The sequence below is a fragment of the Comamonadaceae bacterium M7527 genome (assembly GCA_021044545.1).
Classification (GTDB): domain Bacteria; phylum Pseudomonadota; class Gammaproteobacteria; order Burkholderiales; family Burkholderiaceae_C; genus RS62.
On record CP087990.1, the window covers coordinates 2,285,343 to 2,299,528 of the forward strand.

Annotated in this window: 11 protein-coding genes and 2 pseudogenes; 5 read left to right on the top strand and 8 right to left on the bottom strand. The window is 56.7% G+C overall.

Annotated features, from left to right (window positions below):
- Positions 1-35: 35 nt before the first annotated feature.
- From LN050_11115 to LN050_11135, 5 genes are all read right to left on the bottom strand, one after another.
- Positions 36-740, bottom strand: a complete 705-nt coding sequence (locus tag LN050_11115) for a succinate dehydrogenase iron-sulfur subunit (protein ID UFS56261.1) — start codon at positions 738-740, stop codon at positions 36-38.
- Between the two features lie 21 nt (positions 741-761).
- A complete protein-coding gene (gene sdhA, locus LN050_11120; GenBank protein UFS56262.1) occupies positions 762-2,570 on the bottom strand; it encodes a succinate dehydrogenase flavoprotein subunit in 1,809 nt (602 codons plus the stop codon).
- A gap of 3 nt (positions 2,571-2,573) precedes the next feature.
- Positions 2,574-2,939 carry a succinate dehydrogenase, hydrophobic membrane anchor protein gene (gene sdhD / locus LN050_11125; protein ID UFS56263.1) on the bottom strand — a complete coding sequence of 122 codons (366 nt, stop codon included), beginning with the start codon at positions 2,937-2,939 and terminating at the stop codon, positions 2,574-2,576.
- A 33-nt stretch (positions 2,940-2,972) separates the two neighbouring features.
- Positions 2,973-3,404 (bottom strand): succinate dehydrogenase, cytochrome b556 subunit, encoded by a 432-nt coding sequence (gene sdhC / locus LN050_11130; protein UFS56264.1) that lies wholly within the window; start codon positions 3,402-3,404, stop codon positions 2,973-2,975.
- Between the two features lie 185 nt (positions 3,405-3,589).
- Positions 3,590-4,405, bottom strand: a complete 816-nt coding sequence (locus tag LN050_11135) for a GntR family transcriptional regulator (GenBank protein ID UFS56265.1) — start codon at positions 4,403-4,405, stop codon at positions 3,590-3,592.
- A gap of 214 nt (positions 4,406-4,619) precedes the next feature.
- On the opposite strand from LN050_11135, the gene LN050_11140 reads away from it, so the two are divergent.
- The 4 genes and pseudogenes from LN050_11140 (at position 4,620) to LN050_11155 (ending at position 10,867) form a co-directional block, all read left to right on the top strand.
- Positions 4,620-5,606 carry a malate dehydrogenase gene (locus tag LN050_11140; GenBank protein ID UFS56266.1) on the top strand — a complete coding sequence of 329 codons (987 nt, stop codon included), beginning with the start codon at positions 4,620-4,622 and terminating at the stop codon, positions 5,604-5,606.
- A gap of 44 nt (positions 5,607-5,650) precedes the next feature.
- Positions 5,651-6,669, top strand: a pseudogene (locus LN050_11145) (aldolase/citrate lyase family protein).
- A gap of 24 nt (positions 6,670-6,693) precedes the next feature.
- Positions 6,694-9,306 (top strand): bifunctional aconitate hydratase 2/2-methylisocitrate dehydratase, encoded by a 2,613-nt coding sequence (gene acnB, locus LN050_11150; protein UFS56267.1) that lies wholly within the window; start codon positions 6,694-6,696, stop codon positions 9,304-9,306.
- Positions 9,307-9,601: 295 nt separating this feature from the next.
- Positions 9,602-10,867, top strand: coding sequence for an FAD-dependent monooxygenase (locus LN050_11155; GenBank protein UFS56268.1), 1,266 nt, complete (start codon positions 9,602-9,604; stop codon positions 10,865-10,867).
- Between the two features lie 107 nt (positions 10,868-10,974).
- On the opposite strand, the gene argF is transcribed toward LN050_11155, so the two are convergent.
- Both argF and LN050_11165 read right to left on the bottom strand, forming a co-directional pair.
- Entirely contained in the window at positions 10,975-11,889 is a 915-nt protein-coding gene (gene argF, locus LN050_11160; GenBank protein ID UFS56269.1) for an ornithine carbamoyltransferase, read from the bottom strand.
- Positions 11,890-11,904: 15 nt separating this feature from the next.
- Complete coding sequence (locus tag LN050_11165) at positions 11,905-13,107, bottom strand: aspartate aminotransferase family protein (protein UFS56270.1); 1,203 nt, start codon at positions 13,105-13,107, stop codon at positions 11,905-11,907.
- A 238-nt stretch (positions 13,108-13,345) separates the two neighbouring features.
- On the opposite strand from LN050_11165, the pseudogene LN050_11170 reads away from it, so the two are divergent.
- A pseudogene (locus LN050_11170) lies at positions 13,346-13,680 on the top strand (DUF3579 domain-containing protein).
- A gap of 163 nt (positions 13,681-13,843) precedes the next feature.
- Here LN050_11170 and rpsT read toward each other — a convergent pair.
- Positions 13,844-14,143, bottom strand: a complete 300-nt coding sequence (rpsT, locus tag LN050_11175; protein UFS56271.1) for a 30S ribosomal protein S20 — start codon at positions 14,141-14,143, stop codon at positions 13,844-13,846.
- Positions 14,144-14,186: the final 43 nt, after the last annotated feature.

Consider the following 14,186-nt stretch of genomic DNA (forward strand, 5'->3'; position numbering starts at 1 on the left):
CACGGCGGGCCTGTTGGCTAATAGGAGCTGGGGGTTTAAACCGCGCGCAGCACCATCATTTCTTTGATCTTGCCGATGGCCTTGGTAGGGTTCAAACCCTTGGGGCATACATCAACACAGTTCATGATGGTGTGACAACGGAACAAACGGTAGGGGTCTTCCAGGTTGTCCAGGCGCTCGGCAGTGGCCTGGTCGCGGCTGTCTGCAATAAAGCGGTAGGCCTGCAACAAACCTGCGGGGCCTACGAACTTGTCTGGGTTCCACCAAAAGCTGGGGCAGCTTGTTGAGCAGCTGGCGCACAAAATACATTCGTACAAACCGTTCAACTCGTCGCGCTCTTCAGGCGACTGTAAACGCTCCTTGTCTGGAATTTGCGTGTCGTTGATGAGGTAGGGCTTGATGGAGTTGTACTGCTTGAAGAACAAGGTCATGTCAACAATCAAGTCGCGCACCACTGGCAAGCCTGGCAGGGGCTTCAGCACAATGGTTTGTGGCAGTGTGAGCAAGTTGGTCAGACAAGCCAAACCGTTTTTGCCGTTGATGTTCATGGCGTCAGAGCCGCACACGCCTTCGCGGCAAGAGCGGCGGAAGGAGATGGTGGGGTCTTGCGCCTTGAGTTTCATCAGTGCGTCAAGCAACATGCGCTCAGAGCCGTCGAGTTCAACGTCTATGGTCTGCATGTAGGGCTTGGCGTCCTTTTCGGGGTCGTAGCGGTAAATTTTGAATGTACGGGTAGCCATGTGTGTGTTCTCCGTGTGTATTTAGAACGTGCGAACTTTGGGGGGCACTGAGTCAACGGTTAGTGGCTTCAGGTTCACTTCCTTGTAGGTCAGGCTGTTATCAGCGCTGTGCCACAAGGTGTGCTTCATCCACTCTTTGTCGTTGCGACCCAACGGGAATTCCGCGTCATCTGCACCGCGTTCGTAGTCATAGACAGTGTGTGCACCACGGCACTCGTGGCGTGCAGCTGCAGACGTCATGGTGGCTTGTGCGCATTCAATGAGGTTTTCAACTTCCAAGGCCTCGATACGCGCGGTGTTGAAGGTCTTGGACTTGTCGCCCAGGTGAATGTTCATCACACGCTCGCGCATGGCGTTGATTTGCGTGACACCTTCGTCCATGGCTTTTTGCGTGCGGAACACACCGGCGTGCAGTTGCATGGACTTGCGGATGTCGTCTGCCACAGCTTGCGGGTATTCGCCGCTGGTGGAGGCGTCCAATCGCGCCAAACGGGCCAGCGACTTGTCTGCGGCGTCTTTGGGCAGTGGCTTGTGCTCTTTGTTCTTGTCGTTGAACTCAACAATGTGGTTGCCCGCTGCACGGCCAAACACCAGCAAGTCCAGCAATGAGTTGGTGCCCAGGCGGTTGGCGCCGTGCACGCTCACACAGGAGCATTCGCCCACTGCGTACAAACCGTTGACGACGTGTTGCTTGCCGTCGGCACCTGGCGTGACCACTTGACCGTTGATGTTGGTGGGAATACCGCCCATCTGGTAGTGGATGGTAGGCACGACGGGAATAGGCTCACGCGTGATGTCCACGTTGGCAAAGTTCACGCCAATCTCGTAGACAGACGGGATGCGTTTGTGAATGGTTTCAGCGCCCAAGTGGTCCAGCTTCATGAAGATGTAGTCTTTGTTGGGACCACAGCCTCGGCCTTCCTTGATTTCCTGGTCCATACAGCGTGACACAAAGTCACGCGGTGCCAAGTCTTTCAAGGTCGGTGCGTAGCGCTCCATGAAACGCTCGCCTTCGCTGTTCAGCAAAATAGCGCCTTCGCCGCGGCAACCTTCGGTGAGCAGCACGCCAGCACCGGCAACGCCAGTGGGGTGGAACTGCCAAAACTCCATGTCCTGAAGCGGGATGTCTGCGCGTGCAGCCATGCCCAGGCCGTCACCGGTGTTGATAAAGGCGTTGGTAGAGGCTGCAAAAATGCGGCCTGCGCCACCAGTGGCCAGCAACGTGGTTTTGGCCTCCAGAACGTACACGTCGCCGGTTTCCATTTCCATGGCGGTTACGCCTACGACGTCGCCAGACTCGTCACGAATGAGGTCAAGCGCCATCCATTCAACAAAGAAGGTGGTGCGTGCGGCAACGTTTTGTTGGTATAGCGTGTGCAACATGGCGTGGCCAGTACGGTCGGCTGCAGCACAGGCGCGCTGTACAGGCTTTTCACCGTAGTTGGCGGTGTGTCCGCCAAACGGGCGCTGGTAGATGGTGCCGTCAGGGTTGCGGTCAAACGGCATGCCCATGTGCTCCAGGTCGTAGACCACCTTTGGTGCTTCGCGACACATGAATTCGATGGCGTCCTGGTCGCCCAGCCAATCCGATCCCTTGATGGTGTCGTAGAAGTGGTAGTGCCAGTTGTCCTCGGACATGTTGCCCAGAGACGCGCCAATGCCGCCTTGCGCCGCCACTGTGTGCGAACGGGTTGGGAACACTTTGGACAATACCGCCACATTGAGACCAGCGCGAGCCAGTTGCAATGATGCGCGCATGCCTGAGCCGCCCGCACCGACGATGACAACGTCAAATTTGCGTTTGGGTAGTGATGAAGTAGTTGCTGTCATGGCTTAGAGCCTCCAAAGAGCTTGAATGGCCCAGGCCGCGCACGCGATCAGCCAGACCAAGGTAAACAAGTGCAACGCCAAGCGCACACCAACGGGCTTGACGTAATCCATCCAGATATCGCGCATGCCAACCCACACGTGGTACAGCATGGACACAATCACGACAAAGGTGAGTGTCTTCATCCACTGGGCAGCGAAAATGCCCGCCCATACTGCGTAAGTGATGGGGCCGGTGCTGAACAGCACCTGGGCCAGCAACACAACCGTAAACAAGGCCATGAGCAAAGCCGTGGCGCGTTGTGCCATCCAATCGCGCAAGCCGTAGTGCGCGCCAGTAACGACGCGCTTGGAACCAAAATTCACTGACATGGTTTTTCCTTTTTGTTGGTGTTGAAGTGCTACTTAGTACAAGCCAAATAGCTTTGCACCCAACACCGCTGTCAGGCCTAAGCCAATAACCAAAGTCGCCACAGCGGAGGACTTGCCAAACTCTTTGGTGACCGAGTGGGTGGCATCCATGTACAGGTGACGCACACCTGCGGTGAAGTGGTGCAAGTAGCCCCACAACAGTGCCAACACCACCAGTTTCAAAAACCAGCCAGGGTAAATACTTACACCGTTTGCGAATGCCGACGTGAGGTACTCAAAAGACACCTCGGAACTGATGGATTTGTCAAACATCCAGATGATGAAGGGCATCAGCACAAACATCAGCAAGCCGCTCACGCGGTGAAGAATCGACACCCAGCCTGCTGGTGGCAAACGGTAAGTGGTCAAGTCCTTGAATGCATTGATATTGCGGAACTCAGGCCGCGGTTTTTTCAACTCGGTCATGGTCAGGGGCTTTCTTGTGAAAAATGGGTTCTGGCGTTCGCCAACCCAGGGAGGTAACTGGCTTGTAACCGCCGCTTGGTTGCCAAGATTCTATTGCAACGCAACATGCGTACTTCATGCTGCCACGCATGTTTCCGATCAGTTTGCTACGGCTTTTGAAGGCGGCGGGTCAATTGGTGAGGGCTTTAGTTCAAGTCATTTTGGTAGTGGTGTGTGTCGGTCAGGTACAGGCCTCGCCTGAGCTCCATAGGGGTGTCGTTGTAGGTGTAGGCAATTCGCTCTACGCTTAACAGGGGGGTGCTGGTGGCTACCTGCAGCAACACAGCGGCTTGCTCATCTGGCAGCACCGCTTTGATTTTTTCGCTGGCACGCACCATACGCACGCCAAATTCGGTCTCAAACAGGCTGTACATGGCACCGGGGTGTTCGCTTAGGTGCTCAGCGCTCAAGCCCTTGAAGGGGCCGGCGGGCAGCCAAAGGTCTTCGCAAATGGTGGCTACGCCAGCAAAACTCAGCACGCGGCGCACCTGAATCAGCGGGTCTGCGGTGCGCAGGCTCAGCAAGCGGGCCACCTCGGCGCTGGCGCGTACTTTTTTGCAAGACACGATGTTGCGCTGCGCTGGCCCTTCGCTTTGTATGGTGCCCAAATCGGGCTGCAGACGCAAAAAGCGGTACTGCACTTGTTGCTCGGCGTGGGTGGCTACAAAAGTGCCTTTGCCTTGCTTGCGCACCAGCAGGTTGTCGGCCGCCAGCTCATCAATGGCTTTACGAACCGTGCCTTGGCTGACCTTGAAACGCGCTGCCAGCTCAAACTCGCTGGGAATCACGTCGCCGGGCTTCCACTCGCTTTGCTGCAGGCTTTGCAGTATCAGCGCCTTGATTTGCTGGTACAGCGGGCTGAATGCGGGCGGCGCCAACACGCCACCCGCGGCAGAGACCGCGTCGCTTATGGCGTCGCCAGGGGCTTCTGTGGCTGAGGTGGTTGATTGGCTGGTGCTCATGTATGGGGTGAGGGCGTTTGCAAGACGCCTTGTTAATCGCTTGCCATTGTGGCACAGCTGCGGCTGATATCATATCTTATATAAGACATAAGACAAATTGACGGCTAGGGTTTACGCGAGTACACTGTCGCCCAGTTTGTCGGTGCGTCTTCGAGGCTGGCAACCACATTGTTTCTTTCATTTTCGTGTTCTCAATCCGTTGGAGTTAATCACTATGAGTAAAGCCCCCGTTCGCGTTGCCGTTACAGGCCCTGCTGGTCAAATTGGCTACGCCTTGTTGTTTCGCATCGCTTCTGGCGAAATGTTGGGCAAAGACCAACCCGTCATTCTTCAGCTGCTAGAGATCCCGGACGAAAAAGCGCAAAAAGCCTTGCAAGGCGTGATGATGGAGTTGCAAGACTGTGCATTCCCATTGCTGGTCGGTATGGAAGCCCATTCCGACCCTATGACGGCTTTCAAAGACACCGACTACGCGTTGCTTGTTGGCTCACGCCCACGTGGCCCTGGCATGGAGCGCGCCGAATTGCTGGCCGCCAACGGCGCCATCTTTACAGCCCAGGGCAAGGCCTTGAACGCTGTTGCCAGCCGCGACGTAAAGGTATTGGTGGTGGGCAACCCCGCCAACACCAACGCCTACATCGCCATGAAAGCTGCACCAGACTTGAAGCGCAGCAACTTCACCGCCATGCTGCGCCTTGACCACAACCGCGCCCTGAGCCAAATTGCCAGCAAAACCGGCAAGGCCGTTGCTGATATCGAAAAGCTGTGCGTATGGGGTAACCACTCACCCACCATGTACGCCGATTACCGCTTCGCCACCATCAAAGGCGAGTCGGTCAAGGACATGATCAACGATCAAGACTGGAACGCCAACACCTTCTTGCCAACAGTTGGCAAGCGCGGCGCCGCCATTATTGAAGCGCGTGGCCTGAGCTCGGCAGCCTCCGCTGCCAACGCCGCCATTGATCACATGCGCGACTGGGCCTTGGGCACCAACGGCAAGTGGGTGACCATGGGTATTCCTTCAGACGGCCAGTACGGCATTCCCAAGGACGTGATGTTTGGCTTCCCTGTCACATGTGACAACGGCAGCTACACCGTCGTGGAAGGTTTGGAGATTGACGCGTTCAGCCAGACTTGCATCAATAAAACCCTGAGCGAGTTGACCGACGAGCAAGCCGCTGTTGCGCATTTGGTCTAAACATTGCGAAGCCGCACACACCATCACACAACGGGAGCAACGCCATGACAGTTGTTAGCGCTTTGCACCCGCGCGATGTGTTGTTGGGCGCGCAAGCCGCACAAGTGGGTTTGCCCGTTTGTGACCACTACTGCGGTGTGTTGCCGCGCATGCTTAAAAGCTTGCAGCTTCAGCGTGAGTTGATGGCCGAGTTTGGTGCATGCGTCATGGACGTCACACTGGACTGTGAAGACGGCGCGCCTGTGGGCCATGAGCAGGCGCATGCGCAAAGCATTGCTGACCTGTTGCTGGCGCAGCAACCCGCCTTGGCTGGTGCCCGAGTGGGCGTGCGCGTGCACGCGCTTGATCACGCGCAGACGGCAAGCCTGGCCACTTTAAAACCGACGTGCACACGATTGTGGGTGCGGCGGCGTCTCAAGTCGCCTTTGTCATGCTGCCCAAAGTCGAGCGCCGCGCCGATGTGGACGCAGCCTGCGAGGTGATAGACGCGGCAGCCAACAAGTGCCTGCCCATTCATGTGCTGATTGAGTCACCCGCCGCGGTGGCGCAAGCGCATGACATCGCAGCCCACCCGCGTGTGCAAAGTTTGAGCTTTGGCCTGATGGATTTTGTGTCGGCACATGGTGGTGCGATACCCGCTTCAGCCATGAGCGTAGCGGGGCAATTTGAGCACCCGCTGGTGTTGCGTGCCAAATTGGAAATCGCAAGTGCCGCCCATGCGCACGGCAAGGTGGCGTCGCATTGTGTGGTGACCGAGTTCAAGGACAGCGAGGCCTTAAGCCAGGCGGCGCGCTTTGCCAGCCAGCGTTTGGGCTACACCCGCATGTGGAGTATTCACCCTGACCAAGTGCGCGTGATTGTGGCGGCCTTGTCGCCACAGCTTGATGAAGTTGCTCACGCTGCTGAGGTGATAGAGGCTGCCCTGGCAGCGCATTGGGCGCCCGTGTCTGTGAACGAACAGCTGCACGACCGTGCCAGTTACCGGTATTTTTGGCAGCTGCTTGAGCGCGCCCACGCCACTGGCGTGATGTTGCCCAAGTCGCTGCAATCGTTTTTTTGCTAGCCCCTTTTTTGAATGGAGCATCTGATGTCTGATTTTTTGAACAGCTACCAAGCCCACGTCGCCGAGCGCGCAGCCCTTGGTATTCCGCCGTTGCCACTGAATGTCGAGCAAACGGCAGCGTTGATTGAGCTCATTAAAAACCCACCTGCTGGCCACGGCGAAGACTTGGTTGAGATGCTCACCCACCGCGTGCCACCAGGCGTGGACAACGCTGCCAAGGTCAAAGCATCGTTCTTGTCTGCAGTCGCTCACGCTGATGTGGCCTGTGGTTTGATCACGCCAGAGCATGCCACCCAGTTGCTGGGCACCATGCTGGGCGGCTACAACGTCAAGCCTTTGGTTGACTTGCTAGACAAGCCTGCAGTCGCTGGTGTGGCCGCACAGGCGCTCAAGAAAACATTGCTGATGTTTGACGCCTTTCACGATGTTGCAGACAAAGCCAAGGCGGGTAACGCGCAAGCCAAAGACGTGTTGCAAAGCTGGGCCGATGCAGAGTGGTTTACCACCCGTCCCAAAGTGGCTGAAAAAATCACAGTCACCGTGTTCAAGGTGCCAGGCGAGACCAACACCGACGACTTGTCACCCGCGCCAGACGCTTGGAGCCGCCCCGACATTCCGCTGCACTACCTGGCCATGCTTAAAAACACCCGCGCGGACGCGGTGTTCAAGCCAGAAGAAGACGGCAAGCGCGGCCCCATGCAGTTCATCAACGACCTGAAAGAAAAGGGCAACTTGGTTGCCTACGTTGGCGACGTTGTGGGCACGGGTTCATCACGCAAGTCTGCCACCAACTCTGTGGTGTGGGCGACGGGCGAAGACATTCCGTTTGTGCCCAACAAGCGTTTTGGCGGTGTCACGCTGGGCGGCAAAATCGCCCCTATTTTCTTCAACACCCAAGAAGACTCGGGCTCACTGCCTATTGAGGTGGATGTGTCCAAGCTGGAAATGGGCGATGTCATAGACATCTTCCCCTACGAAGGCAAGATTGAAAAAGCCGGCGTTCTGGTTGAAAACTTTGCTCTCAAAAGCGACGTATTGCTGGATGAAGTCCAGGCTGGTGGTCGTATCAACCTCATCATTGGTCGCTCACTCACCGCCAAAGCGCGCGAGTTTTTGGGCCTGCCCGCAGCGACGACCTTCCGCTTGCCAAAGGCACCTGTAGACACAGGCAAAGGCTTTACCGTGGCGCAAAAAATGGTGGGCCGCGCCTGCGGCATGCCAGTTGCCAATGGCAACCAAACCGGTATTCGCCCAGGTACTTACTGCGAGCCCAAAATGACCACTGTGGGCTCTCAGGACACCACAGGCCCCATGACGCGCGACGAACTCAAAGACCTCGCGTGTTTGGGCTTCTCAAGCGACTTGGTCATGCAGTCTTTCTGTCACACCGCGGCTTACCCCAAGCCTGTTGACGTGAAGATGCACCACGAATTGCCATCGTTTATTTCTGACCGTGGTGGTGTATCACTGCGCCCAGGCGACGGTGTGATCCATTCGTGGCTCAACCGTTTGTTGTTGCCAGACACAGTGGGCACAGGCGGCGACAGCCACACCCGTTTCCCCATTGGTATTTCATTCCCAGCAGGCTCTGGCCTGGTGGCGTTTGCAGCTGCCACAGGTGTGATGCCGCTGGACATGCCAGAGAGTATTCTGGTGCGCTTTAAAGGCAAGATGCAGCCTGGCATCACCTTGCGCGACCTGGTACACGCCATTCCGTTGTACGGCATCAAGAACGGCTTGTTGACAGTTGCCAAGAAAGGCAAGATCAACGCCTTCTCAGGCCGTATTCTGGAAATTGAAGGTTTGCCAGATCTCAAGGTAGAGCAAGCGTTTGAATTGTCAGACGCGTCTGCCGAGCGCTCTGCCGCTGGCTGTACCGTCAAGCTCAACAAAGAGCCCATCATTGAGTACATGACCTCAAACGTCGTGCTCATGAAAAACATGATTGCCAGCGGTTACGAAGACAAGCGAACCTTGCAGCGCCGCATTGACGCCATGGAAGCGTGGATGGCCAACCCCGAGTTGCTGGAGGCAGACAAGGACGCTGAGTACGCCGAAGTCATAGAAATTGATTTGGCAGATATCACAGAGCCTATCGTGTGCTGCCCTAATGACCCAGACGATGCCAAGTTTTTGTCAGACGTGGTGAACACACCCATTGACGAAGTGTTTATCGGCTCTTGCATGACCAACATCGGCCACTTCCGCGCCGCATCCAAGCTGCTGGAAGGCAAGCGTGACATCCCCGTGAAGCTGTGGGTGGCACCGCCCACCAAGATGGACGCTGCCGAGCTGACCAAAGAAGGCCACTACGGCGTATTTGGCGCAGCCGGTGCGCGCACCGAAATGCCAGGCTGCTCACTGTGTATGGGTAACCAGGCCCAGGTGCGCGAGGGTGCGACTGTGATGTCAACGTCCACACGCAACTTCCCCAACCGTTTGGGTAAAAACTCAAACGTTTTCCTGGGCTCTGCCGAATTGGCCGCTATTTGTTCTAAGTTGGGTCGCATCCCAACCGTAGCGGAATACCATGCCGACATGGGCGTGATCAACCAGGCCGGCGCGCAGGTCTACCGTTACATGAACTTTGACCAAATCGAAGAGTACGTGGAGAACGCGAAGAACGTCAAAGCCTGAGCCTAGGCGGTGACCCCCTGATAAAAACGGCCCAGAGAGCGATCTCTGGGCCGTTTTTTTGTCAAATGAAGCAGCTCCGATTGCCGTTAGCAGCTTAGTTAAAATCAGTCACAACACACCCGCCACACGTCTTGGTTTCGGCCAAAGTTCTGCTGCAAGGCAGACGTGCAAAAGGCGGGTTTTTTATTGCTGCCAAGGTCTCGTCTGCTGCGCAGGCGAGGCTTTTTCATTGGTCTTTTCCATCGGCTAGGTCTGTCAAAATGGGCAGCTATTCGCAATAAGGAAAGTCATACGCATGGTGTGGGGTTGTGGCGGCTTAAGTGGTCGTGAATCTAGGGCGCAGGTCTTGGTTGCCGGTGCAGGCATTGGCGGTTTGGCCGCTGGCATCGCTTGTGCGCGCCAAGGCCACATGGTGCGCATGTTTGAGCAGTCAGGCGCCTTTGCGCCAGTGGGCGCTGGCATACAACTGGGGCCCAATGCCACGCGCATTTTAGAAGCGTGGGGCTTGCTGGACGAGTTGTTGGCGGTTGCCTGTGTGCCGCAAAACCTGGTTGTGCGATCGGTGCAAACAGGGCGTGTGCTGGCCCGTAAGCCTTTGGGCGAATCCAGTCTTGCGGCTTATGGCGCGCCTTATGTGTGCGTGCATCGTGCGGACCTGCACCGTGTGTTGCTCGATGGATTCACCCAACTCAGCGGCTTGTCTATTCGCACTGGGCGCAGTGTGGTGAGTGTGGACGACTCGTCGGTGGAAGGCGTTTGTTTGCAAGTGGGGGATGACCCGGCTGTGCAGGGTGATGTTTTAGTGGGGGCTGATGGCTTGTGGAGTCGCACGCGTGAGGCGCTGCTGGGCAGTGCCGCCCCTGAGCCTACAGGCCACGTGGCTTACCGTGCCATGGTGCCTTGTGCCGATATGCAGCCTGTGGCACGTAGCCCGGATGTGACCGTGTGGCTGGGCCCATTGGTGCACGTGGTGCAGTATCCGGTGCGCAGCGGTGAGGCCATGAATGTGGTGGTGGTGGCACACGCCACCTTGAATGGCGAGGCGCAGTGGTGGGACAACGTCACGCCTGCCTTTGAGGTTAAAAATGCATTGGGCAATACCTGCAAGATGTTGTCAGACCTGATTGCCAGCGTGCCCGACGAGCGCAGCATTGATCACCCCGATGGTTGGCTGGCTTGGCAGCTGTTTGAGCGTGCACCCGTGAGCGGGCCTGATGATATGGCCATGGGCCGTGTGGCGTTGTTGGGCGATGCGGCTCACCCCATGCGCCCCTATTTGGCACAAGGCGCAGGCATGGCCATTGAAGACGCTTACGAGCTGGGCCGCGTGTTGGCCATGCCGGCACTGAGCGTGCCACAACAGTTGCGTACCTATGCCGTCAATCGCTGGCAGCGCAATGCCAAGGTGCAGCAACGTGCCAAACGCAATGGGCGTATTTTCCATGCCAGCGGTGTCAAGCGCGTGGCGCGCAATACGGCCATGTGGGCTTTGGGCGGGCGTTTGCTGGATCAGCCGTGGCTTTATGGCTATGGCTTGCACACCGCCCTGACCAGAAAGTAAGCCGCCACGCCAGCCGATGTTGCTGGTGGCTAGTGGTCAGGCTGCCTCTGGCCTGTCGCCATCGTTGTTACCGGTATTTACCAAGTCCGGCCTGCGCAGCGTCGGGTTTAGCCGCTCACACGTCCCAACAGCAAAAACTCCATCAGTGCTTTTTGCACGTGCATGCGGTTTTCTGCCTCGTCCCACACAACAGACTGTGGCCCATCTATCACTTCGGCCTCTACTTCTTCGCCACGGTGTGCGGGTAAGCAGTGCATAAACAGCGCATCGGGCTTGGCTTTGGCCATCATGGCCTCGTCTACACACCAGTCGCCAAAGGCTTTGCGTCTGGCTTCGTTTTCAGCTTCATAGCCCATGCTGGTCCACACATCGGTGGTGACCAAGTCAGCACCGGCGCAGGCTTGTGTGGGGCTGGCAAATGTTTTGACACAGTCGGGGTTGTTGACGTGCGCCAGCTTGGCGTCGACTTCGTACCCACTGGGCGTGCTCACGTGTACGGTAAAACCCAAAATGTCTGCGGCTTGCAGCCAGGTGTTTGCCATGTTGTTGCCGTCACCTACCCATGCCACGGTTTTGCCTGCGATGGGGCCGCGGTGCTCAATGTAGGTGAAGATGTCCGCCAAAATTTGGCAAGGGTGGTATTCGTTGGTGAGGCCATTGATCACGGGTACGCGTGAAAACTCGGCAAAGCGCTCTAGCTTGCTTTGCTCATAGGTGCGAATCATCACGATATCTGTCATGCGGCTGATCACACGGGCGCTGTCTTCAATGGGCTCAGAGCGCCCCAGTTGGCTGTCGCCAGTGGTGAGGTGCACCACAGAGCCACCCATTTGGTACATGCCTGCCTCAAAGCTCACGCGGGTGCGGGTACTGGCTTTTTCAAAGATCAGCGCCAGCGTGCGGTCGCTAAGGGGTTGGTATTTTTCGTAAGACTTGAACTTGGCTTTGATGATGCGCGCGCGTTCCAAAATCCACGCGTAGTCGTCGGCTGAGAAGTCACTGAACTGTAGGTAATGTTTCATGGGGTAGCGTGGTGTTTAGGCGTTGCCTGCAAGTACGTCGTTGACCAAGGGCTTTAGTATGGCCACGATTTCGTCGGCTTGCGCGCGCGTCAGTATGAGCGGTGGTACCAGTCGAATGACGGTGTCGGCTGTCACGCTAATCAGCAGGCCATGTTGCATGGCCAGGCCAATGAGTTGGCCGCAAGGCTTGTTGAGTTCCACGCCAATCATCAGGCCTTTGCCGCGCACACTCACAACGCCGGGCTGGTCTGCAAAGGCGTCTTTGAGTTGCGCTTGTAGGTATTCACCCACATCCGCGGCGTTGGCCATGATGTGCTCGTTTTGCATGATGGCCAGCGTCTCAACGCCAGCGCGCATGGCCAGCGGGTTGCCGCCAAAGGTAGAGCCGTGGTTGCCGGGCTGAAGCACATGGGCCGCCTTGGGGCCTGCCACGATTGCGCCTATGGGCACGCCAGAGCCTAGACCTTTGGCCAGGGGCATCACATCTGGCACTATGCCTGCCCATTGGTGGGCAAACCATTTGCCAGTGCGGCCAATTCCGCATTGCACCTCGTCAATCATGAGCAGCCAGTCGCGTTCATCGCACAGCGCGCGCACAGCCTTTATGTAGCCGTCGTCAAGGGGGTGTACGCCACCTTCGCCTTGAATGGCTTCAAAAAACACGGCCACCACGTCGTTGCGCTCGTGTGTGGCTGCCTTGAGGGCGTTGATGTCGTTGAGCGGTACACGAATAAAGTCGTCTACCAATGGGCCAAAGCCGGCGTGAATTTTGGGGTTGCCCGTGGCGCTGAGTGTGGCAATGCTGCGGCCATGAAAGGCACGCTCGTACACCACCACCTTGGGCTTGTCTATGCCCTTGTCGTGGCCAAATTTGCGCGCTATTTTGAGTGCGCCCTCGTTGGCCTCCAGACCACTGTTGCAAAAGAACACATTGGTCATGCCAGACAACTCCACCAGTTTGGCGGCCAAGGCTTCTTGGTGCGGCACATGGTAGTAGTTGGAGGTGTGAATGAGTTTGCCGACTTGGTCCTGCAATGCCGCAACGAGTGTGGGGTGTGCATGGCCCAGCGTGTTGACGGCGATGCCGCCCAAGGCGTCGAGGTATTGCTTGCCTTCGGTGTCCCACACTGTGCAGCCCTTGCCGTGTGACAACGCTATAGGCAGTCGCCCGTAGGTGTTCATCACGTGTGGTGAGGCGACTGGGGCGGGTGTGGTCATGGCGGCGTGTCCGTAGGGGCGGTAGCAAACAAAAGGGGAAACGCCGATTTTAGGGGCTTATCAGGCCAAGGCGTGCAGGCAACGACAGTGGGCTGTTAGCGTGCATTGGCGATGTGTTTCGGGGGTATCAAGTCTTATACAAGATACAATACATCTGGCACACAATGCATGCCGACCAGGCGACTTTTAAAGCCTGGCTGCGCTAGAGTTGCGCATTGCCGCATAACCAAACCCCCTCATGGTTTCCAATAACGCCAAAGAAGTTTTCATTCAAGGCATTACCAGCAAAGGTAAGGTCTTCAGGCCCAGTGACTGGGCCGAGCGGCTTGCGGGCGTCATGTGTTCGTTTAGCCGGGTGGGGCGCAGCCTGGTGACCACTTAACCTATTCGCCGTGGTGCGTGCCCATTTTGCTCAATGGCGTGCGTTGCGTGGTTGTGCAGGCAGAGCTGAGAGCGTTTGAGCCCATGGCCTGGGATTTTGTGATCAATTTCGGGCGTGATAACGACTTGGTGATTTCAGAGGCGTGCCTGTTGCCCGATGCTGATAACAAGACCGCGCCCCCAAAGGGTTAGTACAAAAAGTCAGACGAAAAAAAACCGCTGAATTCAGCGGTTTTTTCATGCGGGTTTAGCTGGCAGCGCACCCAATTCAAACGGCGCGGTTTAAAAACTTGTTTTAAACCTCGTGCTTGTAGCTGAAGCCTGTGTACGAGTGTCAGGCTCCCAAAACAGCCAGTTAGGCTGCAGCAGTTGCCAAAGCTTTTACTTTGGCGCTCAGGCGGCTCTTGTCGCGAGCAGCCTTGTTTTTGTGGAAGATGCCCTTGTCAGCAATGCTGTCAACAACAGCTTGCATCTTTGAGAACAACTCAACCGCTTTGTCTTTTTCGCCAGCTGCAACAGCTTTTTCGACGTTTTTAACAACGGTGCGGTACTTTGAACGCAGTGAGGTGTGCGCTGCGTTCAGTTTGATGTTTTGGCGTGCGCGTTTACGGCCAGAGGCTAGGCGCGGGTTCTTTTTCTTTGGCTTGGTTGCCATAATATGATTTCCTTAACGGTTTGTAGATGTTGCCAGCTAACCC

Excerpts from the sequence above, each read along its gene's own strand:
- sdhC (UFS56264.1), bottom strand. The coding sequence starts at position 3,404 with ATGACCGAGTTGAAAAAACCGCGGCCTGAGTTCCGCAATATCAATGCA.
- LN050_11165 (UFS56270.1), bottom strand. The coding sequence starts at position 13,107 with ATGACCACACCCGCCCCAGTCGCCTCACCACACGTGATGAACACCTAC.
- rpsT (UFS56271.1), bottom strand. The coding sequence starts at position 14,143 with ATGGCAACCAAGCCAAAGAAAAAGAACCCGCGCCTAGCCTCTGGCCGT.
- LN050_11155 (UFS56268.1), top strand. The coding sequence starts at position 9,602 with ATGGTGTGGGGTTGTGGCGGCTTAAGTGGTCGTGAATCTAGGGCGCAG.
- LN050_11115 (UFS56261.1), bottom strand. The coding sequence starts at position 740 with ATGGCTACCCGTACATTCAAAATTTACCGCTACGACCCCGAAAAGGAC.
- argF (UFS56269.1), bottom strand. The coding sequence starts at position 11,889 with ATGAAACATTACCTACAGTTCAGTGACTTCTCAGCCGACGACTACGCG.
- LN050_11135 (UFS56265.1), bottom strand. The coding sequence starts at position 4,405 with ATGAGCACCAGCCAATCAACCACCTCAGCCACAGAAGCCCCTGGCGAC.
- LN050_11140 (UFS56266.1), top strand. The coding sequence starts at position 4,620 with ATGAGTAAAGCCCCCGTTCGCGTTGCCGTTACAGGCCCTGCTGGTCAA.
- sdhA (UFS56262.1), bottom strand. The coding sequence starts at position 2,570 with ATGACAGCAACTACTTCATCACTACCCAAACGCAAATTTGACGTTGTC.
- sdhD (UFS56263.1), bottom strand. The coding sequence starts at position 2,939 with ATGTCAGTGAATTTTGGTTCCAAGCGCGTCGTTACTGGCGCGCACTAC.
- acnB (UFS56267.1), top strand. The coding sequence starts at position 6,694 with ATGTCTGATTTTTTGAACAGCTACCAAGCCCACGTCGCCGAGCGCGCA.